A 25936-nucleotide genomic window follows, 5' to 3' on the forward strand; every position below is an offset into this window, starting at 1 on the left:
GATCTAGAGCGCGGTCGCGCCCAGCCAGGCGTCGAGAACCGCGCGATCGCCGACGACGCTGAAGCGCTCGTCGTCCGCGCGGTGACGCCCGTGGAGGAGCAACAGCAGATCGCCGGCCGTGGCCTCGACACCGACGTCAGCCTCAGCCGCGCTCTTCGTCCAGCCGAAACCGGCCTGCCCGAAGGTGATCGTCCAGCCGGCGCCGGTGTCCGCGGCAGACAGCCGGACCGAGCCGTCCGCCAGGAGGCCGACGGGCTCGGCGAGCCAGGAGAAGTACGGCAGGTTCTCCAGGAATTCCTCAATACCGTCGGCCGCCGTGCCCGCCGGGACACGGGGTTCGAGACCCAGGGCCAGTTCGGCGTCGGCGAGATGGACGACGGCCTCGAAGTGCAGCCGGCGCGGGAAGAAACGCACACGCCGGTCGGCGCCGTGGGACCACATCGGCGTCTCGGGATCGACGGACCGCAGGGTGCGCAGCGTGGCCTCGGCACTGCGGGCCAGCCACTGCGGGTACTCCTTCGGGTCGTCGGGCAGCTCGAGAGGCACATCCCGCGACCAGACGCGCTCGGCGGCCCGGGTCCGTACGAGATGTTCCATCCAGCGGTGCGTGGCGCCGTGGTGCCTGACGAGGTCGGCGAAGGTCCAGCCGGGGCAGCTGGGCACGGGCGTGGCCGGGTCCACGTCCCGTACGGTCTCGACGAACCGGCGCGTCAGCTGCTCGACGGCGTCGCAGTACAGCTCGTACTGATCGTCGTCGAGACCGAAACCCTCGGGTATCCGCAGCAGGTCCTCCCGCCAGGCCCCGTCGGGCTGCCGCGCTGCCGCCCCGCGCATGAGTGCGGAGAGGGCACGGCGGTCGGCGGGCGAGAGCCGGTCGAGCAGATACCCGGTCGTCTCCAGCCATTTCACCGCGGTGTCCGGGTCGAGCACATCGTCGTCGCAGGTGTCGATCGTGGTCACAACGTCGGCCAGCGCCTCGGCCAGCGCGTTCAGCAGCGCGTCACTCACAGGGCTCCCTCCGGGTACGGAACCGGGGGACCTTACCGCGCGGTACGATCTCTCCGCCATGGAGATGAATGCCAACTACACCAGTTTTGTCGCCCTCGGTGACTCCTTCACCGAGGGCATGTCCGACCTGTTGCCCGACGGCTCGTACCGCGGCTGGGCGGATCTGCTCGCGGGCCGGCTGGCCGCACGCAGCCCGGGATTCCGGTACGCGAATCTCGCCGTACGCGGAAAGCTCATCGGGCAGATCCTCGACGAGCAGGTCGACGTGGCGGCCGCCATGCAGGCGGACGTGGTCACGCTGGTGGGCGGGCTCAATGACACGCTGCGGCCCAAGTACGACATGGGACGGGTGCACGGGCTCCTGGAGGAGGCCGTCGAGAAGCTGGCGCCGTCCTGCGGCCGGCTGGTCCTGATGCGCAGCCCCGGCCGCACCGGACCGGTGATGGAACGGTTCCGCCCCCGTATGGAGGAGCTGTTCGGCTTCATCGACGGCCTGGCGGCCCGGCACGGTGCGCTGGTGGTGGATCTGTATGGCTCCGAGGTGCTCGGCGACCAGCGGCTGTGGGACGTGGACCGGCTGCATCTGACGGCCGAGGGGCACCGGCGGGTCGCCGAGGCCGTCTGGCAGAAGCTGGGCCTGGAGGCGGAGGACGACTGGCAGTCGTTGCTGCCGCCCGCACTGCGGACCGGCTGGGCATCGCGGCGGGTCGGCGATCTGCGGTTCGCGCGCCAGTACTTGGGGCCGTGGATAGGGCGGCGGCTGACAGGACGCTCCTCGGGTGACGGCCGGCCGGCGAAGCGGACCGAGCTGCTGCCGTACGAGCCGCCGCTCTCGTAGCAACGTACAACCGGGGCCGCGGCGCTGGCCTGCAGAAACCGCCAGTAGAATCTGGTTGCGTGACTGCTCTGTCTGCGAAGCCTCGCATCCCCAATGTCCTGGCCGGCCGCTACGCCTCTGCGGAGCTGGCCGTCCTGTGGTCCCCCGAGCAGAAGGTGAAGCTGGAGCGTCAGCTCTGGCTCGCGGTGCTGCGCGCCCAGAAGGACCTCGGCATCGAGGTGCCCGAGGCCGCGCTCGCCGACTACGAGCGGGTGCTCGACCAGGTCGACCTGGCGTCGATCGCCGAGCGCGAGAAGGTCACCCGCCACGACGTGAAGGCCCGGATCGAGGAGTTCAACGCGCTCGCGGGCCATGAGCAGGTCCACAAGGGCATGACCTCCCGCGATCTGACCGAGAACGTCGAGCAGCTGCAGATCCGGCTCTCCCTGGAACTGATGCGCGACCGCACCGTCGCGGTGCTGGCGCGGCTGGGCAGGCTTGCCGGTGAGTACGCCGAGCTGGTCATGGCCGGGCGCTCGCACAATGTCGCCGCGCAGGCCACGACGCTCGGCAAGCGCTTCGCGACCGCGGCCGACGAGCTGCTGGTGGCGTACGGACGACTCGAGGACCTCCTCGGCCGCTACCCGCTGCGCGGGATCAAGGGCCCGGTCGGCACTGCGCAGGACATGCTCGACCTGCTGGGCGGGGACACCGCGAAGCTCGCGGAGCTCGAGCAGCGCATCGCCGGGCACCTCGGCTTCGCGCACGCCTTCACCTCGGTCGGACAGGTCTACCCCCGCTCGCTCGACTACGACGTCGTCTCCGCACTGGTGCAGCTCGCCGCGGCGCCGTCCTCCGTCGCCAGGACGATCCGGCTGATGGCCGGACACGAGCTGGTCACCGAGGGCTTCAAGCCCGGCCAGGTCGGCTCCTCCGCGATGCCGCACAAGATGAACACCCGCTCCTGCGAGCGCGTCAACGGCCTGATGGTCATCCTGCGCGGCTATGCGTCGATGACGGGCGAGCTGGCGGGCGACCAGTGGAACGAGGGCGACGTCTCCTGCTCGGTGGTGCGCCGGGTGGCGCTGCCCGACGCGTTCTTCGCCTTCGACGGACTGCTGGAGACGTTCCTGACGGTGCTCGACGAATTCGGCGCGTTCCCCGCCGTCGTCGCCCGTGAGCTGGACCGGTACCTCCCGTTCCTCGCGACGACCAAGGTCCTGATGGCCGCGGTGCGCGCCGGGGTGGGCCGCGAGGTGGCGCACGAGGCCATCAAGGAGAACGCGGTCGCCTCGGCGCTGGCGATGCGCGAGCAGGGCGTCGAGCGCAACGAGCTGCTCGACAAGCTCGCCGCTGACCCGCGGATCCCGCTGGACCGCGTGCAGCTGGACGAGCTGATGGCCGACAAGCTGTCGTTCACCGGCGCGGCCGCGGATCAGGTAGCGGCGGTGATCTGCCGGATCGAGGAGATCGTCAAGCAGCACCCGGCGGCCGCCGGCTACACCCCGGGGTCGATCCTCTGACCCCCGACGAGCTCGAGGCCGCCCGCGACCGCATCGTTCCGGATGTGGTCGCGGGTGGCCTGTCCGTGCTCTTCTGCGGTATCAACCCCGGCCTGATGACGGCCGCGACGGGCCATCACTTCGCCCGGCCCGGCAACCGGTTCTGGCCGGTGCTGCATCTGTCGGGGTTCACGCCGTATCAGTTCAGGCCCGCGGAGCAGGAGAAGCTGCTCGGCCACCGTCTCGGCATCACCAACGTCGTCGCGCGGGCGACGGCGCGCGCCGACGAGCTGAGCGACGAGGAGTTCCGCGAGGGCGGACAGCTGCTCACCGCCAAGGTGGAGCGGCTGCGGCCGCGGTGGCTGGCGGTCGTCGGCGTCACGGCCTACCGCACGGCTTTCGGCGACAGGAAGGCACAGATCGGGCGGCAGGTGCGCATGATCGGCGAGACGAGGATCTGGGCGCTGCCCAACCCGAGCGGGCTCAACGCCCACTGGACCGCGCAGACGATGGCTGAGGAGTTCGGCAGGCTGCGTGCTGCCGCCGAGGCCTCCTAGAACGGATCTGTCTCGGTCACGACCGCGAGCAGTTGTGTCTCGGAGGCGCCTATCGCGATCCATCGGTCGTCGATACGCCACAGGTGCAGATACGGGAGCAGCGCACTGAGCCGGAGCCACGGTTCCGGAACGTCCTCGTCCGCGTCGGCGCGCAATCCGGTACCGGCGAGACTGAAGTGGTCCGGCTCGTTCCAGCGTTCGGTGAGCCGGACCAGCAGCGCCTCGTGTTCGGCTGCGCGCTGCTCCGCGTCCGTCTCCGCATCCGCGTCGCTCTCCGCGCCGTCTGCGACCTGCCCGTTCAGCTCCGCGATGTGGAACCCCGGACCTTCGGTGCCGACATCCGAGGGGCCGGGCTCCGCGGGGAACCCCCGGGAGCGCAGCAAGTCGATCGTGTCGAGGTGCTGTGCCGCGGTCATGCCCCCAGTAAACCGGCATGCACTGACAACTGACAGTCCGTCAGGCCGCCACAAGGGAGCCATGGGGCGTGATCCGGCCACCGACGGGTACGGCCACGGCCAGAGACGTAACGTCGAGTTTCCCGGCCGGGTTTGTGCACAGTGGCGCAAGACCCGTCGCATCGTCGCCCCTAGCCTCACCGGAACAGCACGAACGAGGGGCGGCAGCGATGAACTGGCTCATCCACGACTACCGCGAGAGCGATCTCGCGGCAGTGGTCCACCTGATCGACACCACGGCCGAACTCGGCCAGGAGTCCGTCTTCTCCCTTGCCGAATGCATCGGTGCGCTCACGTCCCGGCAGCCCGCCGTCGTCGCCGTTCACCAGGGCGTCCCCATCGGGGCGGCGCTCGCCTGTGTGGCCGGTGAGCGTGCCTGGGTGATGCGCATCGCCATCTCCTCGGCGTGGCGCGGCCGTGGCCTGGCCAGCGCGCTCCTGGTGGAACTCGAACGACGGCTCATCGCCGCCCGGGTGGGCCGTATCGCCTATGTGCTGCCCGAGGAGGAGCTGCTCGGCGAGGGGCTGCTCAACGCCGGCTACACGCGCCGGCCGGCCGTGGCCTACTTCGAGAAGGTGGAGCCGCTGCACGGCCCCGCGGCCAGTCTGCTGGAGGACCTCGGCGGACGGTTCCTGCCGAACGACCTGTGGGCCAAGGTGGCCGGCATGGAGGCGGAGAAGGACCTGATCGAGCGTCGCGTCGTGCTGCCGCTGGCGCAGCCGGAGCGCGCCGCCCGGCACGGGGTGCGGCCGCCGCGCGCCATCGCGTTGTTCGGTCCGCCCGGAACCGGGAAGACCACGTTCGCCCGGGGCATCGCCTCCAAACTCGGCTGGCCGTTCGTGGAACTGCTGCCTTCCCGGCTGGCCGACGAGGGAAATCTCGCGGCGGCATTGCGCAGCGCGTTCGCGCGGATCGCCGAGCTCGAGCGGGTGCTCGTCTTCATCGACGAGGTCGAGGAGATCGCGCCGGTCCGCGCGGAGCCCGCACAGCCCGGCGGGATGCACGGTGTGACCAATGAACTGCTCAAGCTCATCCCGGGCTTCCGGGAACGGGACGAGCGTCTGCTGGTGTGCGCCACCAACTCCATCCGCTCGCTCGACCCGGCGTTCCTGCGGCCCGGCAGGTTCGACTACCTGATCCCGATCGGCACTCCGGACGAGGCGGCGCGGGCGGCGATCTGGTCCCGCTACGCGGACGGACGCTCCGACGTGGATGTGGCGGTGCTGGTGAGAGCCACCGAACTGTTCACTCCGGCGGACATCGAGCATGCGGCCCGGATCGCCGCCCAGTGCGCGTTCGAGCGGGATCTGGAGACGATCGGAAGCGGTACGGGCGATCAACGGGCGCTCGGCGCAAGCACCGAGGACTATCTGGAGGCCATCGGCCAGTGCCGGCCGACCGTGACGCCGGCGATGATCGAGCAGTTCGGCGCCGACATCACCGCCCACGCCCGGTTCTGAGGCGAATCCTCCGCCCCCTGCACCACTCGCCGCCTCTGCTGTCAACGAGTACGATCCGGCCAGACACGCGCTCGAGCTGGGAGGACACACGGTGGGGCGGCTGACCGGCGGAGATCCGTCGCTGCTGCGGCGAATCAACTCCGCGGTGGTACTCCATGCACTGCGGGGTGCCGACTCCCCCACGCTCACAGACCTGACCCGCATCACGGGCCTTTCCCGGCCGACGGTCGAAGGTGTCGTCGAGGGACTCATGGAGACCGGGCTGGTCGTCGAGAGCGTCCTCGAGGAGGGTGGCGCGCGCCGTCAGGGGCGTCCGGCCCGGCGGTTCAGGTTCCGGGCCGAGGCCGGTCATCTGCTGGGTGTCGAAATCGGATCGCACCGGGTGGCGGCGCTGCTGTCGGGTCTGGACGGGCGGGTCATCGGGGCCGGTTCCCGGGATGTCTCCGAGAAGGCATCCGAGGACGAACGGCTGGAGCGGGTGCGGCTCGTCGTCGCCGACGTACTGCGGCGCGCCGGTGTCGCACGCGGCAGTCTGCGGGCGGTCGGGGTCGGCTCCCCGGGCATCGTGGAGGCCGACGGCACCGTACGGCTGGGGACCGCGCTGCCGGGCTGGACCGGCCTGGCCCTCGGCGAGCGGCTGCGCAGGTCGTTCCGCTGTCCTGTGCTGGTGGAGAACGACGCCAATGCCGCCGCGGTCGCCGAGCACTGGAAGGGAGCCGCGACCGAGTCCGACGACATCGTCTTCGTGCTGGCGGGGCTCAGCCCGGGCGCCGGTTCATTGATCGGCGGACGGCTGCACCGGGGCTTCGGCGGCGCGGCCGGCGAGATCGGGGCACTCCATCTGCTGGGCCGCGAAGTGACCCCGGAGAAACTCCTGTCCACGACGGACGAGCCGCTCCATCCACTCGACGAGCAGGCCGTCGCCGATGTCTTCGCCCTGGCCAGGCAGGGCGAATCCCGCGCGCAGGCAGCGGTCGAACGGTTCATCCAGCGTCTGGTGCACGATGTGGCGGCGCTGGTACTGGCGCTCGATCCGGAGCTGGTGGTGATCGGTGGCTGGGCGGCCGGACTCGACGGCGTACTGGACCCGTTGCGCGACGAGTTGTCCCGATACTGTCTGCGGCCACCGCGGGTGGCGCTCTCGCTGCTCGGCGAGGCGGCCGTGGCGACCGGCGCGCTGCGCCTGGCGCTGGACCATGTCGAGGAGCAGCTCTTCGCCGTCGAACGAACGGTGACGGCCCGCCGCTGAGCGCGAGCTCGGTGCGACGGGCCGGATGAAGACGGGCCGGATGAAGCCGGGCCGGATGAAGCCGGGCCGTACATGGCGACCGGCAGTACGAAGCGACCTGCCATGCGGAGAAGTGGGACTCAGGAAGCGCGGCGTTCCTGTTCGTCGTGGCTTATCTCCAGATCGCCGGAGTCTCCAAAGGTGAGCCGGCAGGTGTCGGCCCGGTAGGTGGCCACCGATACGGCCGCCGTCCTGCCCTCGGAGAAGTAGCGGGTGGTGACGACCAGTACGGGCGCGCCCGGCAGCCGGTCGAGCTCCTTGGCGTCGTCGGCACGCGCCGAACCCAGCTCCACCGCGCGGTCCTGGCCCTCGAGGTCGAGGCGTTGGAGTTCACGCAGTACGCCGCGCGCGCGAGCGGGTCCGGACGGCGTGTCGATCGCCGAGAGCTCGGGCACGGACGAGGCCGGCACATACAGCAGCTCGGCCGCGACGGACTGGCCGCGGGTGACGCGCAGCCTGCGCACCGTGTACATCTCTTCGCCCGCAGCCGTCTCGAGCAGACGCGCCACCGCCTGGGGCGGCACCGTTGTCGTGCAGTCGACGGACTCCCAGGCGTCCTGTCCGGTGCTGGGCCACGCGGGCTCGGTGGTGGAGACGTCGACGCCCATGCGCGGCGGTGCGACGGTCGTGCCGACGCCGCGGCGTCGCTGCAACCGGCCTTCCAGCTCGAGCTGTTCGAGCGCCTGCCGGAGCGTGGCGCGGGCGACTCCGAAGCGAGCGGCGAGATCACGCTCGTTCGGAAGGATCTCCCCGACTGCGAAGTCCGAGTCGAGCGCTTCGCCGATCACGGTCTTGAGATGCCAGTACTTAGGCTCCGGCACTGTTTCCAGCTGCGTGGTCCCCACCCTGATCCTCCGCAATCGCCGTGTCAGAAGCGGCTATTCCGCGCCCTTGTTTATTAAAGGTTCCTGCACTATCTCTGCGACCATAGGACGGCGCACCCCCTTGGTCAAGACCAATCCTGCGCCGGTTACGCAGGGGAACGAACCGGATTCGCAGAGCGTTCACAGGACGTTCGTCGCCCTGTGAAACGCGCGCAGCACAAGACCCCGCGTCCGGGCCGGACACGGGGTCTGACGTGGGACGCGACGGTTCTAGGAAGAGGCCAGCGAGCCAAGTTTGTCAGGGTTGCGGATGACGTAGACGCATTGGATCCGTCCGTCCAGAACTTCCAGCTGGAAAACGCTGTCGGGCTGTCCGGCGGACAGGACGAGCAGCGCCGGGGCTCCATTGAGCTCGACGAAGCGGAACTCCATCTCCTGGATCGGTTGCTGCGCCACGGCGACGAGGAAGCGCCCGACCTTGTCCGCGCTCTGCAGGACGCGCAGCGGCGCCTTGGCCTTGCCGCCGCTGTCGCCGACGAGGCGCACATCGGGCGCCAGCAGGGACAGCAGTACCTCCAGATCGCCACCGGCCGCGGCGCTCAGGAAGCGCTCGGTGAGATCGCGGCATTCGGCGGGGTCGACGTCGTAGCGGGCCTTGCGCTCCTCGACATGCTTGCGCGCCCGGCCGGCGAGCTGCCGCACCGCCGCCTCGGTCCGGTCGAGCGTGGTCGCAATCTCGCCATAAGGGAATCCGAAGGCCTCGCGCAGTACGAAGACCGCGCGCTCCAGCGGCGACAGCGTCTCCAGGACGACCAGGACGGCCAGTGATACGGAGTCGGCCAGGACGGCCTGCTCGGCGGTGTCCGGGACGGTGGGCCCGAAGTCGGTGGCGATCGGCTCCGGCAGCCATGGGCCGACGTACGCCTCCCGCCGAGACCGGACGTGCCGCAGCCGGTCGATGGCGAGGCGGGTGGTGATCCTGACGAGATAGCCGCGTGGCTCCAGGACGTCGCCGCGCTCGTCGGCGGTCCAGCGCAGCCATGTCTCCTGCACCACGTCCTCGGCATCGGCCACCCGGCCGAGCATGCGGTAGGCCACACCGGTCAGAACGGGCCGGTGCTCTTCGAATACGTCAGTCGCGGTGTCTGCTGCCACCCCTCCATCCCAACCGACCTCGCGCCGGGTGTCCAGCCGGTTGGGGTGCGCCGTGCGGCACAGTCCGCGTCCGCCCAGCCTGCCCACTTGAACTGGAAGCTACTGAACGGTAATTGTTACTGACGGGCTGTCTAAAACAGGCGACCGGGCTACAACAGGGAGCAGCAGCATGGCCGCAGAGATCTCATTCTCCATCAAGTTCCCCCGGGGCAGCCGCACGCTGTCCGTCGCGTACGAGCGCACCGGGGCGGGTGAACCGCTGCTGCTGCTCCACGGCATCGGGCACCACTGGCAGGCATGGGAGCCGGTGCTGGGCATCCTGGCAGCCGAACGCGATGTCATCGCCGTCGACCTGCCCGGCTTCGGCTCTTCGCCGGCGCTGCCGGACGGCGTGTCCTACGACCTCAGCACCGTGGGCTCGGTGCTCGGCGCGCTCTGCGAGAAGCTGGAGATCGAGCGCCCGCATGTCGTGGGGAACTCCCTCGGCGGACTGCTGGCCCTGGAGTTGGGACGCGAGAAGCTCGTACGGTCGGTGACGGCGCTCTCGCCCGCCGGCTTCTGGAGCGAGCGCGAGCGGCGCTATGCCTTCGCGACGCTGCGCGCGATGCGTCTCGGGGCGCAGTCGATGCCGCTGCCACTGATCGAGCGGCTGTCCCGGACGGCCGCCGGGCGGACGGCGCTGACCAGCAGCATCTACGCCAGGCCCGGCCGGCGCTCACCCGAGGCGGCCGTCGCCGAGACTCTCGCCCTCCGCGACGCCACCGGCTTTCATCAGACGCTCGCCGCCGGCCGCCACGTCCTGTTCACCGACGACGTGCCCGATGTGCCGGTCACCATCGGCTGGGGAACGAAGGACCGGCTGTTGCTGCGCCGTCAGGGCATCAGAGCCAAGCACGCCATCCCGGGGGCGCGGCTCGTGCGGCTGCCCGGCTGCGGCCATGTCCCCATGAACGACGACCCCGCGCTCGTCGCACGCGTCATCCTGGACGGCAGCCGCTGACCGCCGCCTGAACACTCCCGAGCCGAGCGCCGCGCCCGCTCCGACCAGCACACCGCCCGCCGCCTGGGCCGGGCCGAACGTCCCCGTACCCACGAGGGGCGCGGTCAGCGCGGCGCAGAGGGGGATCAGTCCGGAGAAGAGCGTGGCGCGCTCGGCGCCGATGCGCTGCACGCCCATGTACCACCAGACGAAGCCGACGACGGTGACGACGGCCGCCTGCCACAGCAGCGCCAGGGTCTCGGCCTGAGTGGGCGTGCGCACAAAGCCCGAGCCGTCGAGGACGAGGCCGATGACCGTGGACTCGACGGCAGCGATGCCACAGACGGTGGCGGTGAGCAGCTTGGGGCCGAGCGGTCGCAGCACGGGTACGGCCAGCACGGCGAAGCCGACCTCGCCCGCGCAGCGCAGCTGTCGACCAGGCGATGCCCGCCGGGCCGGTACGGCCCCACCCCTGGACGGCGAAGGCGCCGGCCGCGACGAACAGGGCTCCGTACAGCACGGGCCGAGCGGGCCGACGGCCGTCCAGGAGCGGTACGAGGACGGCGACGATGACCGGGGCGCAGCCGACGAACACACCGGGAACGGCGGGTTCCGAGGTGCGTTCCGCGGCCAGGATCGCCAGATTGAAACCGACCATGCCGACGACGGCGAGCAGGGCGAGCCGGACCCACTGCGGCAGGAGGAGGGCGCGCAGCGGCGCCAGGCCCGGGCGGCCGCCGAGCAGCGGCAGGAGGAGCAGGCAGGCGAGGGCGTAGCGCAGCGCCTGGCCGCCGGCACCGGGATAGTCGCCGAGGACGCTGTTGGCGGTGAAGGAGGCGCCCACGAGGAGATAGGCCATGGCGACGAGCAGCGCCGCGCGCAGCGAGTTCACGTTCATGGGGGCGACGCTAGGGAGCGAGGCGGTCCGGCTTAAGGTCCACTTCCATGACGCCATCGGGGACCAATCCGGCGACGGGCGAGCCGTCTCGAGGTGACTCGTGGAACGCCGCCTGGGAACTGCTGCTGCCCGCGGCCGCCGCTCCGGCCCGGCAGCGCGGACGGGCGTTGCAGTCGGCGCTGCGCGAGGCGGTCAGATCGGGACGGCTGGTCGCGGGCACGCGACTGCCCTCCAGCCGTGAGCTCGCCGCCGATCTGGGCGTCTCGCGCGGTCTGGTCACCGAGGCGTACGAGCAGTTGACGGCGGAGGGGTATCTGCGCAGCGGCCGGGGCTCCGGTACCTGGGTCGGGGGTGCGGCGCGCACCGCCGCGCTCGGGGTGCGGGACCTGGCGCCGCGCGCTCCCGGCGCGCGCGTGGACTTCCGCCCCGGGACGCCCGATCTCTCGCTCTTCCCGCGCGCCGCGTGGGCCGCCGCGCACAAATCCGTACTCGCGCGGCTGCCGCACCGTGCGCTCGGCTATCCCGATCCGCGTGGGCTGCCGGAACTGCGCACCGCGCTGGCCTCGTTGCTGACCCGGCGGCGCGGCGTCGTGGCCGATCCGGAATGCCTGGTGGTGTGTTCGGGCGTGGCGCAGGCGATGACGCTGCTCGGTTTCGTACTGCACGGGCACGGATTGCGGACGGTGGGGGTCGAGGACCCCGGGAGCCATGAGCACGGAGCGCTGTTCTCGGCGGCCGGGCTGGACATGACCGCGTTGCCGCTCGACGCAGAGGGGCTGGCGACCGGGTCGCTCGAGGGCACCGGCATACGTGCGGTGGTGACGACACCGGCCCACCAGTTCCCGACCGGAATCGCCTACTCCGCGCAGCGTCGCACCGAACTCCTCGACTGGGCGCGCGCCGTGGACGGTCTGATCGTGGAGGACGACTACGACGGCGACTTCCGCTACGACAGGGCTCCCGTCGGCGCCCTGCAGGGTCTCGACCCGGATCGCGTCGTGTACACCGGGTCGGTGAGCAAGTCACTCGCACCGGGGCTGCGACTGGGCTGGCTGCTCGTGCCGTCCCGCCTGGCCGACGAGGTCGTCGAGCGCAAACGCACCATGGATCTCGGCAACCCGGCCCTGGACCAGGCGCTCCTTGCCGACTTCATCGACCGGGGCGGGTACGACCGCCAGCTGCGCCGCTGCCAGCGCGCCTACCGGGAGCGGCGCGACGCACTCGTCGGGGCCCTCACCGACCACTTCCCCGGCACGGAGGTCAGCGGTATCGCTGCCGGTCTGCACATCATCGCGCGGTTGCCCGAACGGTGCGGTCCCGAGCCGCGCTTCCTGGATCTGGCGGCGCGGTCCGGGGTGGCCGTGCGTCCGCTGGCCGACTACATGATGGCCGACGTGGGGGACGCCGGAGTGCGGCTGGTCCTCGGATACGCGCATCTGGCGCCGACCGAAATCGAGCGCGGCGTGCGGCTGATGGCGGAGGCGGTGCGGAAGACGCCGTGAAGTGCCCCGCGTCTGCGGACCGTTGGACTGTCCTCGTACGCCGCGGACAGTCCTCGCACGCCGCGCAGGGCCGGTTGTTCACTCGGGGTTCGCGTGGCCGCCGCAGCCGGGCAGTAGGCATGGCACGGCACACCGGCCCGAGTTGCCCTGGAGGCACAGCGATGTCACACAGCCCGCGGATACCCTCCCCCGACCGCCGTTCCGTGCTGCGCGGCACGGTCGCCGCCTCGGCGGCACTGGCTCTGCCCACGATGACAGCGGCGCCCGCCCTGGCGCTGTCCGGCCGCCCGCGGGCCGCATGGGGTGTGCAGACCGGCGATGTGACCTCCTCGTCCGGTCTGGTGTGGGTGCGCTCCGACCGGCCCGCCCGGATGATCGTGGAGACGTCCGCAACGGAGTCCTTCCGGAATGCGCACAGATGGCACGGCCCGATGGTCGGCGCCGACACGGACTTCACCGGACGGACGGCGCTGCGCGGACTGCCCGCCGGTGAGCAGGTGCACTACCGGGTCACGCTCGCCGACCCGGAAGACCCCCGCCGCACCGGGGAACCGGTCTACGGGACCTTCCGTACGGCGCCCGCGAAGCGCCGTGAGGGAGTGCGCTTTCTGTGGTCGGGCGACATAGCGGGGCAGGGCTGGGGCATCAACCCGGACATCGGCGGCTATCGCGCGTACGACGAGATGCGCCGCCTCGACCCGGACTTCTTCCTCTGCAGCGGGGACACGATCTACGCGGACGGCGTGATCGAACCGAGCGTGACGCTGCCGGACGGCCGGATCTGGCGCAACATCACCACCGAGGAGAAGTCCAGGGTGGCGCAGACCTTGGCGGACTTCCGCGGAAATTTCCGCTACAACCTGCTCGACGAGAACGTCCGGCGCTTCAACGCTCAGGTACCCACGGTCGTGCAGTGGGACGATCACGAGGTACGCAACAACTGGTACCCGGGCCAGATCCTCGACGACCCGCGCTACACCGAGAAGAACGTGAATGTGCTCGCGGAGCGCTCGCGCCGCGCCTTCGGCGAGTACTTCCCCATCTCGACGCTCACCGCCGCCGGGTGCGAAGGCCGTGTGCACCGGGTGGTGCGCCACGGACCGCTGCTCGATGTGTTCGTCCTCGACATGCGCTCGTACCGCAATGCCAACTCCCCCGGCCGGCAGCCCGACGACACACAGGGCATCCTCGGAGCCGAGCAGCTGGCCTGGCTCAAGCGTGAGCTGTCGCGGTCGCGCGCGGTGTGGAAGGTGATCGCCTCGGACATGCCGCTCGGGCTGGTCGTAGCGGACGGGACGGCGAACTTCGAGGCCGTCGCGCAGGGCGATCCGGGGGCGCCGCTCGGGCGCGAGCTGCAGATCGCCGAGCTGCTGCGGTACATCAAGCACCGCCGGATCACGGGCACGGTGTGGCTGACCGCTGATGTGCACCACACCTCGGCGCAGCACTACGACCCGTCGCGCGCGACTTTCAAGGACTTCGCACCCTTCTGGGAATTCGTCTCGGGGCCGCTGGCCGCCGGCGGCTTCCCCGCCAACGCGCTCGACGCCACCTTCGGCCCTGCGCGCGTCTTCGTCCGGGCGCCGGAACGCGCCAATGTCTCGCCGATGGAGTCGCCGCAGTACTTCGGAGAGGTCGACATCGACGGCGGCAGTGGCGAATTGACTGTCCGGCTGCGGGCGGAGGGCGGAACGGTCCTGTTCAGCAAGGTGCTGCAGCCCGGGCGTGTGGGGCAGTAGGACACGCGCCCAGCACTTACTTGCCACCATGGAAAGTACATGCCACTCTCGCAAGCATGAGTGAACAGACGGATGCCGCGGCAGCGTTGAAGCGCGCGAACCTCGCGGAGAGCGCCACACGCCGCCGCGGCAGCGGTTGGTACGCGCGGTATCTCGTCGTCTTCGCCGCCGGTCAGCTGCTCCTGGTACCGATGGCGGTGCTCTGGCAAGGGAGATCCGCGGCACTCGTCTTCGCGGTCATCAATGCCGTACTCGTCGGGGGGCTCAGCATGTACGCCGCCCGGCAGCGCGTCATCCGCCGGGGGTTCGGCGCCCGGCACGGCACTCTCATCGGCAGCTGGGCGGTGGCCTACTCCCTCACGGTCGCGCTCAGCGTCTCCGCCTTCAGGGGCAGCGCGGTCTTCGCCGTGGTCGGTGCCGTGTGGTGCGCGCTGCCGCCGGCGGTCGGCGCCTGGCAGGAGACGCGGCGGTCGGCATGACGGAGAGAGCGCAGCAGACCGGGCAGGCCGGGAAGGAGTCGGGTACGCATCCGCGCCATGCGCTCGCCCCGCTGCTCACCTCGCCCGTCCGGCTGTCGATCGTGGCGGCCCTGGCACCGCTGGACAAGGCCGAGTTCGGTTGTGTGCGCGACCTGGTCGAGGTCACCGACTCGGCGCTGTCCAAGCAGGTCGCGGCCCTCGAGGAAGCCGGCTGGGTCGGGGTGGACAAGGGCAGGGTGGGACGGCGGACGCGGACCTGGCTGTCTCTGACGGACGAGGGGCGCGCTGTCTACCGGCGGCATCTGGACGCGCTACGGGCCATAGCCGGCGCCTGACAGCTCGGCACGGTGAGGCGCGATCGGCCCGGCCGGGTCCGCGCATGCGACCGCCGCGGCCGGTGCGTACGCGACGGCCCCGGCCCGTCCAGGCCGCCGCACCCGCCGGGACCGCTGACCGCCGGGGCACCGGCGGGTCCCGGCCGTCGGCCGCGTTGCGTCAGGGAAGCGATCACTCCACGCCAAAAAACGGCTAAAAACAACCGATAGCCGTCCACAATGACGCTTAACCCGTCAGTCACAAGCCGTTCGTGATCACGCAACACCGTTCGGTCACAGTGTTGGCATGACAGATGTGACTTCTGCGAAGAGTGCCCGCCGTCCACACCACTGGCGGCGGGATCTCGTCGAACTGGCAGCCATGTTCACCGCCGTCGCGGTCGCCGACGCCATCGCGAACATGATCGGGCACGGACCGGACGGCCCGTTTCTGCTCGTCGCCTCGGCCGTGGCCCTCGTCAGCACGGCCGCCTTCCACACATGGTGGGCACGACGCCACAGTCATGCCCCACCGGCGGCCCCCACCCGGAACAGCGCCGACGTCACCGCGGACGCCGGGGTGACGGTGTCCCCCGCGACCAGGCTCGCGGCGCCCGGCGAGCTGTACGAGACGGCGCTGTGGCGGATGCGGACCACCGTGCGGGACACACCCGGCAGCCTGGCCGCGCTGTGCATCGCCCTGGCACGACACCGGGTCGACATCCTCACCCTCCAGACCCATCCGCTGGCCGAAGGCACGGTGGACGAGTTCCTGCTGCGCGCCCCCGTGTCCCTGCAGGCGCAGCAGCTCACCCGGGAGATCTCCCGGGCGGGCGGCAGCAGCACCTGGATCGAGCGGGCCGACGCCCACGATCTCGTCGACACACCTACCCGGGTGCTCGGCCTCGCCACCCGTACCGCCCTTGACGCAGCCGAACTGCCGCTCGCACTGCGCCAGTTGCTGGGCCGCTGCACAATCCACTCGCTGCCCGCGGTCTCGCTGACGGGCCGGCCCACGGGAGAGATCCCGCCGGTGGAAGGCGTGCTGGAGGAGACGGTGATGAGGCTGCGCGACCCGAGCGGTGGCGCGATCACCATCGAGCGGCCCTACCTTCCGTTCACTCCCACCGAGTTCGCACGGGCCCGCGCCCTGGTGGAACTGGACGCGCGCCTCGGCCCCCGTATCCCCCGCAGCCAGGACGTCCTCACCCTCCCCGAGGGAAACGAGATCACCGTGCGCCGCGTCGACCAGAGTGACGTCGAAGCCGCCGTGGCCATGCACGACCGCTGCTCCGACCGCACCCTGAGCCTGCGCTACCACGGCCCGGTCGGCGACGCCGACCGCTACCTCAACCACCTGCTCAGCCCGCGCTTCGGCCGCACCCTCGCCGTCCAGACCGCCTCCGGCCGTCTCGTCGGCCTCGGACATCTCCTCTGGGACGGGGACGAGACCGAGGTCGCACTGCTCGTCGAGGACGAATGGCAGGGCCGCGGCATCGGCTCGGAGCTCCTCGGCCGACTGGTCGCCCTCGCTGTCGAGGCGGGCTGCAGCAGCGTCTACGCCGTCACCCGCTCCTCGAACACCGCGATGGTGGCCGCCATGCGCGGCCTGAGCCTGCCGCTCGACTACCAGATCGAGGAAGGCACGCTGGTCATCACCGCCCGACTCGACGCGACTCCCGTACGCCCGCTCTTTCCGTACGAACAGGCTGAGCGCTGAGGGCCTCGGTCAGATCACGCCATAGATCCTCGACGTCCTCAAGACCGACCGACATCCGCAGCAGCCGGTCGCTGACGCCCGCCGAGCGCCGGTCTCCCTCAGCCACGATGCGATGGCTGATGGAGGCCGGGTGCTGGATCAGGCTGTCGACACTGCCGAGACTGACCGCCGGCGTGATCAGCCGTACGGCCGAGATCACGCTGCGCGGGTCCCCGTACACCTCGAAGGAGACCATCGCCCCGCCCACACTCGGGTAGTGCACCCGGGCGATCCGCGGGTCGGCGCCCAGTCGGCGGGCCAGGTCGGCCGCGGTGGTGGATGCGGCCCGTACCCGTACCGGCAGTGTGGACAGTCCGCGCAGCAGCAGATATCCGGCCATCGGATGGAGGACGCCGCCGGTCGCGAACCGCACCTGCCGGAGGCTGCGGGCGAACTCCTCGTCGCAGGCCACCACGCCGCCCATCACATCGCCGTGCCCGCCCAGGTACTTGGTCGCGCTGTGCAGCACGATCCGCGCCCCGTGCTCCACCGGCCGCTGCAGCACGGGCGTGGCGAAGGTGTTGTCGACAAGCAGCGGCACGGAGCCGCAGGCGTGCCGGACGGCTCGTAGATCGACCTCGGCGAGCGTCGGGTTGGCGGGCGTCTCCACCATCACAAGGCCTGTTTCCGGCCGGATCGCCTCCGCGATGCCCGCGGGGTCGGTCCAGGTCACCTCGGTCCCGAGCAGCCCCGCGTTCAGCAGATGGTCGCTGCACCCGTACAACGGCCGGACAGCGACCACGTGGCGCAGTCCCATACTCGCCCGCACCAGCAGTACGGCAGTGAGCGCGGCCATCCCGCTGGCGAACGCGACCGCGCTCTCGGCACCCTCCAGCCTGGCGAGCGCTGTCTCGAAACGGGCCGTGGTCGGGTTGTCGAGCCGGGCGTAGACCGGCGGTCCGTCCAGTCGCGCGCCGGTGGCGGCGAAGGCGTCGATACGGGCGGCCTCACCTGCGGCGTCGTACGACGGGTAGGTGGTGGACAGGTCCAGCGGCGGGGCGTGCACGCCGAGCTCCGCGAGGTCCTCGCGTCCGGCGTGTACTGCTTCGGTGGCCAGGGCCCGGGGTGCGGGAGTGACCGAGGCTGCGTTCTCCATGCCCGCACTGTGAACACCTACCGGAAAGTAATGGCCAAAGGCCGTGTTACGTTCGGCGAATGGCTGAATCTGTCGCACTCGACCCGGTAGATCTGCACATACTCCGCCTGTTGCAGAACGACGCCCGGACCACCTATCGCGAGCTGGCCGCGGAGGTCGGAGTAGCGGCTTCCACCTGCCTGGACCGGGTGGCGAGGCTGCGCCGCTCCGGCGTGATCCTCGGGCATCGGCTGGCCCTGGATCCTGCCCGGCTGGGGCGCGGGCTGCAGGCGCTCCTCTCCGTGCAGGTCCGGCCGCACCGGCGCGAGCTCATCGGCCCGTTCGTGGAACGGATCCGCGCGCTGCCCGAGTCCCGGGCGCTGTTCCATCTCACCGGTCCCGACGACTATCTGGTGCACGTGGCCGTGGCGGACACGGCCGATCTGCAGCGTCTGGTGGTGGACGAGTTCACCTCACGGCGAGAAGTCGCCAGGGTCGAGACGCGACTGATCTTCCAGCAGTGGGACTGCGGCCCGCTGCTGCCTCCGGCGCCGGACTGCACCCAGGATGCTTGACAGGCCACTGTCAGGCCACTGACAGGCGACTGAGATCCAATGATGGTGACGCGGAGGCCCCAGTCGTATGAGGATGTGCGCATGCCAGTCTCTTCCAGCAGCGCGCTGCCACGACAGGTCGCCGACTCCTACGTCGACGCACTCATCGAACTCGACCCGACCATCGGCACGTATCTGGGACTCAAGGAGAGCTCGGGCCTCCTTCCCGACTACTCACCTGCCGGTCAGGAGGCTTTCGCCGAACTCGCCCGCGAGACACTCGCCAGGCTCGACGCCGCCGAGAAACAGCCGGCCGCGGAGAGCGATGCGGAACGGCGCTGCGGCCGGCTGTTGCGAGAGCGTCTGACAGCCGAACTCGCCGTGCACGAAACGGATGAGGGGCTGCGCACGGTGAGCAATATGCGCTCCCCGGTGCACACGGTGCGCGAGGTGTTCACCGTGACGCCGACTCAGACCGATGAGGACTGGGCAGCCGTGGCGCAGCGGCTGCGAGCGGTGCCGCGGGCGCTGGAGGGCTACCGCGCCTCGCTGGCGCTGGGACTCGAGCGGAAGCTGCTGGGCGGCCCGCGCGCGACCCGGACCAATATCGACCAGATGACGGAGTGGCTCGGCACGGACCGCAGCTGGTTCCAGGAGTTCGCGGCGGGCGGCCCCCTCACGCTCCGCACCGAACTCGACGAGGCGGCCCGCAGTGCGACCGGAGCGCTCGCGGAGCTGCGGGACTGGATGCGCGACGTCTACGCCCCCGCCGTCGCGGACGCCCCCGACACGGTGGGCCGCGAGCGATACGCCCGCTGGTCGCGCTATTTCAATGGCACCGACCTCGACCTCGACGAAGCCTACGCGTACGGCTGGTCCGAATATCACCGGCTGCTGGCCGAGATGAGGGCCGAGGCCGACAAGATCCTTCCAGGCGCGGCGCCCTGGGAAGCGCTCGCACACCTCGACGAGCACGGCGAGCACATCGAAGGCGTCGAGGAGGTGCGGGTGTGGCTGCAGACGATCATGGACGAGGCGATCGAGGCGCTGGACGGGACGCACTTCGAACTGGCCGAGCGGGTACGGAAGGTGGAGTCCCGGATCGCTCCGCCGGGTGGCGCGGCGGCGCCGTACTACACCGGCCCGTCCGAGGACTTCAGCCGCCCCGGCTGTACCTGGCTGCCGACCATGGGCGCCACCCGATTCCCTGTGTACGACCTGGTGTCGACCTGGTACCACGAGGGCGTTCCCGGCCACCACCTGCAGATCGCGCAGTGGGTGCATGTCGCGGACCAGCTCTCCCGCTACCAGGCGACGATCGGCGGGGTCAGCGCCAACGCCGAGGGCTGGGCGCTGTACGCGGAGCGGCTGATGGACGAACTGGGCTTCCTGCCCGACCCGGAGCGCAGGCTGGGCTACCTGGACGCGCAGATGATGCGGGCCTGCCGGGTGATCGTGGACATCGGTATGCATCTGGAGCTGGAGATCCCGGCGGACTCGCCGTTCCACCCGGGTGAGCGCTGGACACCGGCTCTCGGGCAGGAGTTCTTCGGCAGCCACAGCGGCCGGCCGGCGGACTTCGTCGAGAGCGAGCTGACGCGGTATCTGTCGGTTCCGGCACAGGCCATCGGCTACAAACTGGGTGAGCGGGCGTGGCTGCTGGGCCGGGAGAACGCCCGCAAGGCACATGGCGACGCGTTCGACGCGAAGGCCTGGCACATGGCGGCACTGTCGCAGGGCTCGCTGGGGCTGGACGATCTGGTCGACGAGCTGTCGAAGCTCTGACCGCGGGTGGCCGGACTTGTGTACGGCCTGCGCGGGGGCCGGGCTCAGCCGAGAGGCATGAGCCCGGCCGCCGTCGGCCCGGAAACCCGCAGCGCCCGAAAATCCACAGCGTCCGGACCACCGCAGCGTCCGGACCACCGCGGCGGGCGCAGCAGGAAATTCCTGCACCCCTCCCCCTCCCGTCGTGCGGTAGCGGGCGGCGGATACGGATCAGCAGCCGCAGTCGTCCGTGCCGAGAGGCGCGGTCAGCGGGTCGACGTCGCGCTTGCGGCGGCCCTCCCACGTCTCGAACTCGAAGCCCTCGCGGGCCCAGTACTCGAAACCACCGAGCATCTCCTTGACCTGGTAGCCGAGTTCGGCGAGGGCCAGAGCCGCGCGGGTCGCACCGTTGCAGCCGGGGCCCCAGCAGTACGTGACGACCGGCACCGACCTGTCCAGCAGCTGCCCCGCCTGCTCGGCGATCAGCGCGGTCGGCAGATGGACCGCACCGGGCACGTGCCCCTGGTCCCAGGACTCGGTGGAACGGCAGTCGAGGACCACGAAACCCGGGTCGCCGCCGGCCGCCAGCGCAGAGGCGACATCGGAGACATCAGCGTGAAAGGCCAGGTGGGCGGCGAAGTAGGCGACGGCGGCCGCGGGCGGGGCCGGCGACCCACGAAGGACGGGGTTGGTGTGGAGCTGCGTCGTAGTCACGACTGAAAATCTACGGTCGCCGATCGATTCCCTGAAGTGAGATTCCCCGGCACCTCTCTTGATCGGCCGTGGATTTCCCTGCTATCTCTCGACCATGACCGGATATTCACCGGACGCCACGGACTGGCGCATCCTCGAGGCCCTGCAGAGCCAGGGCCGGGCCAGCTTCGCCGAGCTGGCGAGGGTCGTCTCCATGTCGTCGAGCGCCGTGACCGAGCGGGTCCGCAGGCTGGAGGAGGCCGGGGTGATATCCGGGTACACCGCGGTGGTGGAACAGGAGCGGCTGGGGCTCCCGATCCTCGCGTTCGTGCGACTCCGCTATCCGAACGGCAATTACAAGCCGTTCCACGATCTGCTGGAGACCACGCCCGAGATCCTCGAGGCCCACCATGTGACGGGCGACGACTGCTTCGTACTCAGGGTCGCCACCCGCTCGATGAACCATCTCGAGGAGGTCTCCGGGAAGATCGGCGCGCTCGGCTCGGTCACGACGAGCGTCGTCTACTCCTCACCACTGCCGCGCCGGGCGATCAGCCGCTGAGCGGCGCGGCACGCAGCCGCACCGCCGATCCGTGCCGGTCCTTGACGACCTCCAGCTGGGCGGGGATCCGCCGGCGCAGATCGGCGACATGGCTGACGATGCCGACGCTGCGGTCCCGCTCGCGCAGCGAGTCGAGCACGTCGAGCACGTCGTCCAGGGTCTGGTCGTCCAGGCTGCCGAAGCCCTCGTCGATGAAGAGGGTGTCCAACTGCACGCCGCCGGCCTCGTCGGTGACAACGTCGGCGAGACCGAGCGCGAGCGCGAGCGAGGCGAAGAAGGTCTCCCCGCCGGAGAGGGTCGCGGTGTCGCGCTCGCTGCCGGTCCAGGCGTCGACGACATGGAGTCCGAGCCCGGAGCGCTTGCCCCCGACCCTGGCGTCGGAGTGCACCAGGGTGTAACGGCCGGACGACATGCGTTGCAGCCGTGCGGTGGCGGCGGCCGCGACCTGTTCGAGGCGGGCCGCGAGGACGTACGACTCGAGCCGCATCTTGCGTTCGTTGTCCGCGGAGGTGCCCGCGGTGAGGCCGGCGAGGCGGGCCACCCGGTCGTACTCCTCGCGCAGCGGGCCGAGCCTGCGGACTTCCGCGACAGCCTGCCGGGAGAGCCGGGCCAGCTCAGCGCACCTGTCGCGGGCGGCGGCGAGCCCGGACGCGGCGTCACGCAGAGCACGCTCGGCGGCGTCATGGGCGGCCCGAGCGGCTTCGGGGTCGGCAGCGGTGTGCTCGGCGGCGCTCCGGGTGTCCGATTCGGCCAGCCGGTCGGCGACCGCGGCGGCCTCGGTCTGCCAGGCATCCATCCGGTGCTGCAGGTCACGCTGCTGCGCGTCGCCGAGCAGCGCGGCGGCCGCGGCGCGCGGTGTGTCGAACCCGGCCCGGAACGCCGCGTCGGCCAGCCGGTCGTCGGCCTCCTTCAGGTGCTGCGCGCCGGCCTCGGCAGACCGCACGGCCTCGGCCGCCTCGGCGAGCAGCCGCACCCGGCGCTCCAGCAGCGCGGCGTGCTCGGCGACGCTGCCCGCGCCGCCTCTGGCCCTGGCCAGTTCGCTTTCCAGCGCGGCCTGTTCGCGGTCGAGCGCTTCCCGCCGCGAGGTCCGAGCGGCGGCGCGCCGCTCCGCCTGCTGCTGCGCGCCCAGCCGCTCCTCACGCTCCCGCTCGGCCCGGTCGAGCGTCTCGCGGGCGGCATGCATACCGGCGGCGAGGCCGTGCGCTTCGGTGTGCTCGCGCTCCATCTGCTCGACGAGCGTACGCAGTTGACCTGCGTCGGGATCATCCTCCTCAGCGGCCACGTCTGCACACGGCGCGGAGCTGTCGGCACGGTCCGGCCCCATGGCGCCATCGAGACCGGCGCTCTCCACGCCGCGGCCGACGTCACCGCGCGGGGCACCCGGACGCCCGGCGTCGTCCTCGGCGGCCATGTCGGCACGCCGTGCAGAACTGCCGGCCGTGTCCCGCCCGTCGCCGGTCACGGATTCGGCCCGACCCACCCCGCCGCGCCTCGTATCGAGCTCCCCATCGGCGGGCCCCCGCCCGGCGTTCGCCCGCTCGATCGCGTCGCCGGGCCCCGCGCCCTCAGGTCCCCCGGCAGCCCGGCTCCCCGCTTCGCCCCGCGCCCCAGGCGCCGTCGGTGTCAGCCGTGCGGCGTCCCGGGCCGTCGTGAACGCCTCCCGTACCACCGCCAGTTCACGCTCGGCGTCCGCCTTCGTCCCGTCCGCCCGTGCCGAGTCCTGGTACGCCGCCTCTTCCGCCGCGCGGTCGACATGCCCGTCCCCGGCGCGGGCCGGCGCAGGATGTTCCGCCGAGCCGCAGACGGCGCACGGCAGGCCCGGCACCAGTCCGGCTGCCAACTCCGCCGCGATGCCCCGCAGTCGGCGCTCCTTCAGGTCGAGCCAGTTCTCGCGCGCGCTGTTCGCGCGGTCCCGGGCCGTACGCAGCTGCTCCTCGGCCTCCTCGGTGCGCGTCGCGAGCCGGTCCCGTTCGCTCGCCGCCCGCAGCCTCCGGCGGGCCGGTTCGAGCCGCCCGGCCAGGCTTTCGGCGCGGGTGGCGGCCTCCTGCGATGCCACGATCCGCTCCTGGTGGCTTCGCCGGACGCCCTCCCAGCCGGACAGCCACCCCGCCGCGTCCTGGATGATGTCGTCGTCCGCGCGGGCCTGGCGGTCCAGGTCCGTCCGTTCTCGGGTGATCTCCGCGCTCCGGCGCTCCGCGCGCCGGGCGGCTTCGAGGCCGCCCAGGTCCTGGCGCAGCTTGCGTTCGAGCCCGGCCAGCTGATCCGCGCCGGCCTCCGCGAGGTCCGGCGGAAGTGCGGATCGCGCGCGCTCCCGGTCGGCGTCGGCGCCGCGGTGCTCCCGATCGGCGTCTTCGCGCAGCCTCAGCGCGGGCTCCACCAGCTCCGCCTTGCGGGCCCGCGCCAGCCGGGTCTGCAGTTCTTCCCGCTCGGGGCGCCGCGCTTCGAGCGCCTCGGCCCGCTGCCGTGCGTCCTCGTACCGCTGCTGCAGCCGGGCGAGTTCACGCTCGGCGTCCAGGGCGTGCCGGGCCGCGGCCTGCCGGCTCTCCGTCGCGGCCAGCGCGCAGTCGGCGATGTCCAGCGTTTCCCGCGCGCCCGCGCGGGCGACGGCCGCCCAGGCGAGGACGGCATCGGCGAGCCCGGGGTCGCCCGGCTGCCGCTGCGGCAGCGGCCAGTCGCCGGCCGCCGCGCCCGCGGCCTGTTCCATCCGGTGGGCGATCGCGAGCAGCCGCTCGTCACCGGCGCGTACCTGCTGCTCGGCCACGCGCCGCTGTTCGGCGAGGCGTTCCTCGACGGCGGCGAAACGGCGGGTGTCGAAGAGCCGTCCGAGCAGCCTGCCGCGCGCCTCGGCGTCGGCGCGCAGGAAGCGCGCGAAGTCTCCCTGGGGCAGCAGCACCACCTGGCAGAACTGATCGCGGCTCATCCCGACGAGCTGCGTGATCTCCTCGCCGATCTCCTGGTGCGAGCGGCTCAGCGCCTGCCACTCTCCGGTCCCGGCGTCGTACTCGCGCAGCCAGCTCTGGGCCCGCTCGGTGGTGAAGCCTTTGCCGTTCTTCTTGCGACGGGGCTGGGCCGGACGGCGTTTGATCTCCAGTCGCCGTCCGCCCACGGTCAGTTCGAGGCACACCTCGGTGGAGGTGTCCGGCGGGGCGTGGTCGCTGCGCAGCGAGGCGCCGGGGCTCTGCCGTGCGCCAGGCACCGCGCCGTACAGGGCGAAGCAGACCGCGTCGAGGACGGAGGTCTTGCCGGCTCCGGTCGGTCCGTGGAGCAGGAAGATCCCGGCGGTGGACAGCATGTCGAAGTCGATCTGCTGGCTGGAGCCGAAGGGGCCGAAGGCGGTGACGGTCAGCTGGTGCAGTCTCACCGGGCCACCTCGCGCACGCCCTCGTCCACCCGTACGTCCTCGAAGGCTCCGCGCAGCACGGTGCGTTCCCGGTCGTCGGGTCCGCTGCCGCCGCGCACATGAGCCACGAAGTCCTCCGCGATCTGCTGGTCGCTGCGTCCCTTCAGCCGCTGTGCGTACGAAGTGGCGGTGTCCTCGTCGGAGCGCTCGGGCTCGAAGACGAGACTCAGGGTGTGCGGGAACCGCTCGGTGAGGCGCGCCATCGGTTCGGCCGGGCGCACCGGATCGGTGAGGGTCGCTTCCACGAACGACTGCTCGTGCCGGACCAGCGCCGGTTCGCCGAGCAGTTCGTCCAGGGTGCCGCGCAGCCGGGCGAGGGCCCGCGGGACGGGACAGTCGACGCGCTCGGCGCTGAGTTCACCCTGCGCCCCGAGGTCGATGAGCCACATCGTCTTGCGGTGGTGGGTCTCCGAGAAGGAGTAGGCGAGCGGGGATCCTGAGTAGCGCACGCGCTCCGTGATGGTCTGGCAACCGTGCAGATGCCCGAGCGCGACATAGTCGACGCCGCGGAACACGGCGGAGGGGACGGCGGACACCCCTCCGACGGTGATGTCCCGTTCACTGTCGCTCTCTTCACCGCCCGCGACAAAGGCATGCGCGAGGGCGACGGACCTGGTGCCCTCCTCACGCGTCGAGAGATCGGCCCGTACGCGCTCCATCGCCGCACCGAGTACGGCTTCGTGTGCCGCCTTCTCCGTCCTGAACTCCCCCTTCACCAGGGAGGGTTCGAGATACGGCAGTCCGTAGCAGGCGACCGTGCCGTGTGCGTCGCTCAGCAGCACGGGGGTCCCGCACCCCGCCGGATCGGTGCGTAGATGTATGCCGGCGCGCTCGATCAGCCCCGCGCCGACGCCGAGTCTGCGCGCCGAGTCGTGGTTCCCGGAGATCATCACGGTCGGCACGCCCGCGGCGGCCAGCCGGTGCAGCGCCTCGTCGAAGAGCTCGACGGCCGCGAGCGGCGGCACGGCCCGGTCGTAGACATCTCCCGCGACCAGCACCGCGTCCACGTCGCGTTCGCGCACCGTCGCCACCAGGTGGTCGAGGAACGCGGCCTGGGCGTCGAGCATGCTCACCCGGTGGAACGCCCGCCCCAGGTGCCAGTCCGACGTATGCAGGAATCTCATGATCCTCGAGAGTAGTGGTGAGGTCGGA

The 25936-nt window shown here is 71.2% G+C and carries 23 protein-coding genes and 1 pseudogene; 15 read left to right on the top strand and 9 right to left on the bottom strand.

Annotated elements, in window-relative coordinates:
• Positions 1-3: 3 nt before the first annotated feature.
• The gene (locus OG966_RS06130; RefSeq protein WP_326648401.1) at positions 4-1008 is read right to left on the bottom strand and encodes a maleylpyruvate isomerase family mycothiol-dependent enzyme; all 1005 of its coding nucleotides are present in this window, start codon (positions 1006-1008) and stop codon (positions 4-6) included.
• Between the two features lie 58 nt (positions 1009-1066).
• Here OG966_RS06130 and OG966_RS06135 point away from each other — a divergent pair, with 58 nt between their 5' ends.
• The 3 genes from OG966_RS06135 to mug are packed head-to-tail and all read left to right on the top strand — an operon-like array spanning position 1067 to position 3884.
• Positions 1067-1846: an SGNH/GDSL hydrolase family protein gene (locus OG966_RS06135; RefSeq protein WP_326648402.1), complete on the top strand. Its 780-nt coding sequence runs from the start codon at positions 1067-1069 to the stop codon at positions 1844-1846.
• Positions 1847-1905: 59 nt separating this feature from the next.
• The gene (purB, locus tag OG966_RS06140) at positions 1906-3348 is read left to right on the top strand and encodes an adenylosuccinate lyase (protein ID WP_326648403.1); all 1443 of its coding nucleotides are present in this window, start codon (positions 1906-1908) and stop codon (positions 3346-3348) included.
• Entirely contained in the window at positions 3345-3884 is a 540-nt protein-coding gene (gene mug, locus OG966_RS06145; protein ID WP_326655097.1) for a G/U mismatch-specific DNA glycosylase, read from the top strand. The genes purB and mug overlap by 4 nt, the downstream gene beginning before the upstream one ends.
• Here the strand turns inward: mug and OG966_RS06150 are convergent.
• The gene (locus OG966_RS06150; RefSeq protein WP_326648404.1) at positions 3881-4300 is read right to left on the bottom strand and encodes a hypothetical protein; all 420 of its coding nucleotides are present in this window, start codon (positions 4298-4300) and stop codon (positions 3881-3883) included. The genes mug and OG966_RS06150 overlap by 4 nt on opposite strands.
• A gap of 209 nt (positions 4301-4509) precedes the next feature.
• Between OG966_RS06150 and OG966_RS06155 the strand changes: the two genes are divergently transcribed.
• On the top strand, positions 4510-5799 hold the full coding sequence (locus tag OG966_RS06155; protein ID WP_326648405.1) for an ATP-binding protein: 1290 nt from the start codon (positions 4510-4512) through the stop codon (positions 5797-5799).
• Positions 5800-5890: 91 nt separating this feature from the next.
• Entirely contained in the window at positions 5891-7048 is a 1158-nt protein-coding gene (locus tag OG966_RS06160; RefSeq protein ID WP_326648406.1) for an ROK family transcriptional regulator, read from the top strand.
• Positions 7049-7167: 119 nt separating this feature from the next.
• Here the strand turns inward: OG966_RS06160 and OG966_RS06165 are convergent, their stop codons facing one another.
• On the bottom strand, positions 7168-7932 hold the full coding sequence (locus OG966_RS06165; protein ID WP_326648408.1) for a GntR family transcriptional regulator: 765 nt from the start codon (positions 7930-7932) through the stop codon (positions 7168-7170).
• Positions 7933-8181: 249 nt separating this feature from the next.
• A complete protein-coding gene (locus OG966_RS06170) occupies positions 8182-9066 on the bottom strand; it encodes an RNA polymerase sigma-70 factor (protein WP_326648409.1) in 885 nt (294 codons plus the stop codon).
• A gap of 169 nt (positions 9067-9235) precedes the next feature.
• Here OG966_RS06170 and OG966_RS06175 point away from each other — a divergent pair, with 169 nt between their 5' ends.
• On the top strand, positions 9236-10066 hold the full coding sequence (locus OG966_RS06175; protein ID WP_326648410.1) for an alpha/beta fold hydrolase: 831 nt from the start codon (positions 9236-9238) through the stop codon (positions 10064-10066).
• 84 nt (positions 10067-10150) lie between these two features.
• Here OG966_RS06175 and OG966_RS40755 read toward each other — a convergent pair.
• Positions 10151-10444 (bottom strand): annotated as a pseudogene (locus tag OG966_RS40755) (EamA family transporter); the annotation flags it as partial.
• On the opposite strand from OG966_RS40755, the gene OG966_RS40760 reads away from it, so the two are divergent.
• The 6 genes from OG966_RS40760 (at position 10356) to OG966_RS06205 (ending at position 16697) form a co-directional block, all read left to right on the top strand.
• A complete protein-coding gene (locus tag OG966_RS40760; protein ID WP_442806830.1) occupies positions 10356-10979 on the top strand; it encodes a hypothetical protein in 624 nt (207 codons plus the stop codon). The pseudogene OG966_RS40755 and the gene OG966_RS40760 sit on opposite strands and share 89 nt — an antisense overlap.
• 11 nt (positions 10980-10990) lie before the next feature.
• On the top strand, positions 10991-12445 hold the full coding sequence (pdxR, locus tag OG966_RS06185; RefSeq protein ID WP_326648412.1) for a MocR-like pyridoxine biosynthesis transcription factor PdxR: 1455 nt from the start codon (positions 10991-10993) through the stop codon (positions 12443-12445).
• Positions 12446-12606: 161 nt separating this feature from the next.
• Positions 12607-14184, top strand: coding sequence for an alkaline phosphatase D family protein (locus tag OG966_RS06190; RefSeq protein ID WP_326648413.1), 1578 nt, complete (start codon positions 12607-12609; stop codon positions 14182-14184).
• A gap of 56 nt (positions 14185-14240) precedes the next feature.
• A complete protein-coding gene (locus OG966_RS06195; RefSeq protein WP_326648414.1) occupies positions 14241-14663 on the top strand; it encodes a hypothetical protein in 423 nt (140 codons plus the stop codon).
• On the top strand, positions 14660-14998 hold the full coding sequence (locus tag OG966_RS06200; RefSeq protein ID WP_326648415.1) for a winged helix-turn-helix domain-containing protein: 339 nt from the start codon (positions 14660-14662) through the stop codon (positions 14996-14998). The genes OG966_RS06195 and OG966_RS06200 overlap by 4 nt, the downstream gene beginning before the upstream one ends.
• A 286-nt stretch (positions 14999-15284) precedes the next feature.
• Entirely contained in the window at positions 15285-16697 is a 1413-nt protein-coding gene (locus OG966_RS06205) for a GNAT family N-acetyltransferase (RefSeq protein WP_326648416.1), read from the top strand.
• Here OG966_RS06205 and OG966_RS06210 read toward each other — a convergent pair.
• Complete coding sequence (locus OG966_RS06210) at positions 16633-17832, bottom strand: trans-sulfuration enzyme family protein (protein WP_326648417.1); 1200 nt, start codon at positions 17830-17832, stop codon at positions 16633-16635. The genes OG966_RS06205 and OG966_RS06210 overlap by 65 nt on opposite strands.
• A 59-nt stretch (positions 17833-17891) precedes the next feature.
• Here OG966_RS06210 and OG966_RS06215 point away from each other — a divergent pair, with 59 nt between their 5' ends.
• A complete protein-coding gene (locus tag OG966_RS06215) occupies positions 17892-18386 on the top strand; it encodes an Lrp/AsnC family transcriptional regulator (RefSeq protein ID WP_326648418.1) in 495 nt (164 codons plus the stop codon).
• A gap of 81 nt (positions 18387-18467) precedes the next feature.
• Entirely contained in the window at positions 18468-20150 is a 1683-nt protein-coding gene (locus OG966_RS06220; RefSeq protein WP_326648419.1) for a DUF885 domain-containing protein, read from the top strand.
• Between the two features lie 210 nt (positions 20151-20360).
• Here OG966_RS06220 and OG966_RS06225 read toward each other — a convergent pair whose 3' ends face one another.
• On the bottom strand, positions 20361-20843 hold the full coding sequence (locus OG966_RS06225) for a rhodanese-like domain-containing protein (RefSeq protein ID WP_326648420.1): 483 nt from the start codon (positions 20841-20843) through the stop codon (positions 20361-20363).
• A 94-nt stretch (positions 20844-20937) separates the two neighbouring features.
• Between OG966_RS06225 and OG966_RS06230 the strand changes: the two genes are divergently transcribed.
• Positions 20938-21384, top strand: coding sequence for an Lrp/AsnC family transcriptional regulator (locus OG966_RS06230; protein ID WP_326648421.1), 447 nt, complete (start codon positions 20938-20940; stop codon positions 21382-21384).
• Here OG966_RS06230 and OG966_RS06235 read toward each other — a convergent pair.
• Both OG966_RS06235 and OG966_RS06240 read right to left on the bottom strand, forming a co-directional pair.
• Positions 21374-24745, bottom strand: a complete 3372-nt coding sequence (locus OG966_RS06235; RefSeq protein ID WP_326648422.1) for an SMC family ATPase — start codon at positions 24743-24745, stop codon at positions 21374-21376. The genes OG966_RS06230 and OG966_RS06235 overlap by 11 nt on opposite strands.
• Entirely contained in the window at positions 24742-25908 is a 1167-nt protein-coding gene (locus OG966_RS06240; RefSeq protein ID WP_326648423.1) for an exonuclease SbcCD subunit D, read from the bottom strand. The genes OG966_RS06235 and OG966_RS06240 overlap by 4 nt, the downstream gene beginning before the upstream one ends.
• Between the last annotated feature and the right edge of the window lie 28 nt (positions 25909-25936).

It is taken from the genome of Streptomyces sp. NBC_01750 (assembly GCF_035918095.1).
GTDB lineage: Bacteria > Actinomycetota > Actinomycetes > Streptomycetales > Streptomycetaceae > Streptomyces.

What these genes read in the sequence shown, in the direction of transcription:
- OG966_RS06240 (WP_326648423.1), bottom strand. Translation starts at nt 25,908, where the DNA reads ATGAGATTCCTGCATACGTCGGACTGGCACCTGGGGCGGGCGTTCCAC.
- OG966_RS06175 (WP_326648410.1), top strand. Translation starts at nt 9,236, where the DNA reads ATGGCCGCAGAGATCTCATTCTCCATCAAGTTCCCCCGGGGCAGCCGC.
- OG966_RS06205 (WP_326648416.1), top strand. Translation starts at nt 15,285, where the DNA reads ATGACAGATGTGACTTCTGCGAAGAGTGCCCGCCGTCCACACCACTGG.
- OG966_RS06200 (WP_326648415.1), top strand. Translation starts at nt 14,660, where the DNA reads ATGACGGAGAGAGCGCAGCAGACCGGGCAGGCCGGGAAGGAGTCGGGT.
- pdxR (WP_326648412.1), top strand. Translation starts at nt 10,991, where the DNA reads ATGACGCCATCGGGGACCAATCCGGCGACGGGCGAGCCGTCTCGAGGT.
- OG966_RS06195 (WP_326648414.1), top strand. Translation starts at nt 14,241, where the DNA reads ATGAGTGAACAGACGGATGCCGCGGCAGCGTTGAAGCGCGCGAACCTC.
- OG966_RS06150 (WP_326648404.1), bottom strand. Translation starts at nt 4,300, where the DNA reads ATGACCGCGGCACAGCACCTCGACACGATCGACTTGCTGCGCTCCCGG.
- OG966_RS06155 (WP_326648405.1), top strand. Translation starts at nt 4,510, where the DNA reads ATGAACTGGCTCATCCACGACTACCGCGAGAGCGATCTCGCGGCAGTG.
- OG966_RS06210 (WP_326648417.1), bottom strand. Translation starts at nt 17,832, where the DNA reads ATGGAGAACGCAGCCTCGGTCACTCCCGCACCCCGGGCCCTGGCCACC.
- OG966_RS06220 (WP_326648419.1), top strand. Translation starts at nt 18,468, where the DNA reads ATGCCAGTCTCTTCCAGCAGCGCGCTGCCACGACAGGTCGCCGACTCC.
- OG966_RS06190 (WP_326648413.1), top strand. Translation starts at nt 12,607, where the DNA reads ATGTCACACAGCCCGCGGATACCCTCCCCCGACCGCCGTTCCGTGCTG.
- OG966_RS06230 (WP_326648421.1), top strand. Translation starts at nt 20,938, where the DNA reads ATGACCGGATATTCACCGGACGCCACGGACTGGCGCATCCTCGAGGCC.
- OG966_RS06135 (WP_326648402.1), top strand. Translation starts at nt 1,067, where the DNA reads ATGGAGATGAATGCCAACTACACCAGTTTTGTCGCCCTCGGTGACTCC.
- OG966_RS40760 (WP_442806830.1), top strand. Translation starts at nt 10,356, where the DNA reads ATGACCGTGGACTCGACGGCAGCGATGCCACAGACGGTGGCGGTGAGC.
- OG966_RS06215 (WP_326648418.1), top strand. Translation starts at nt 17,892, where the DNA reads ATGGCTGAATCTGTCGCACTCGACCCGGTAGATCTGCACATACTCCGC.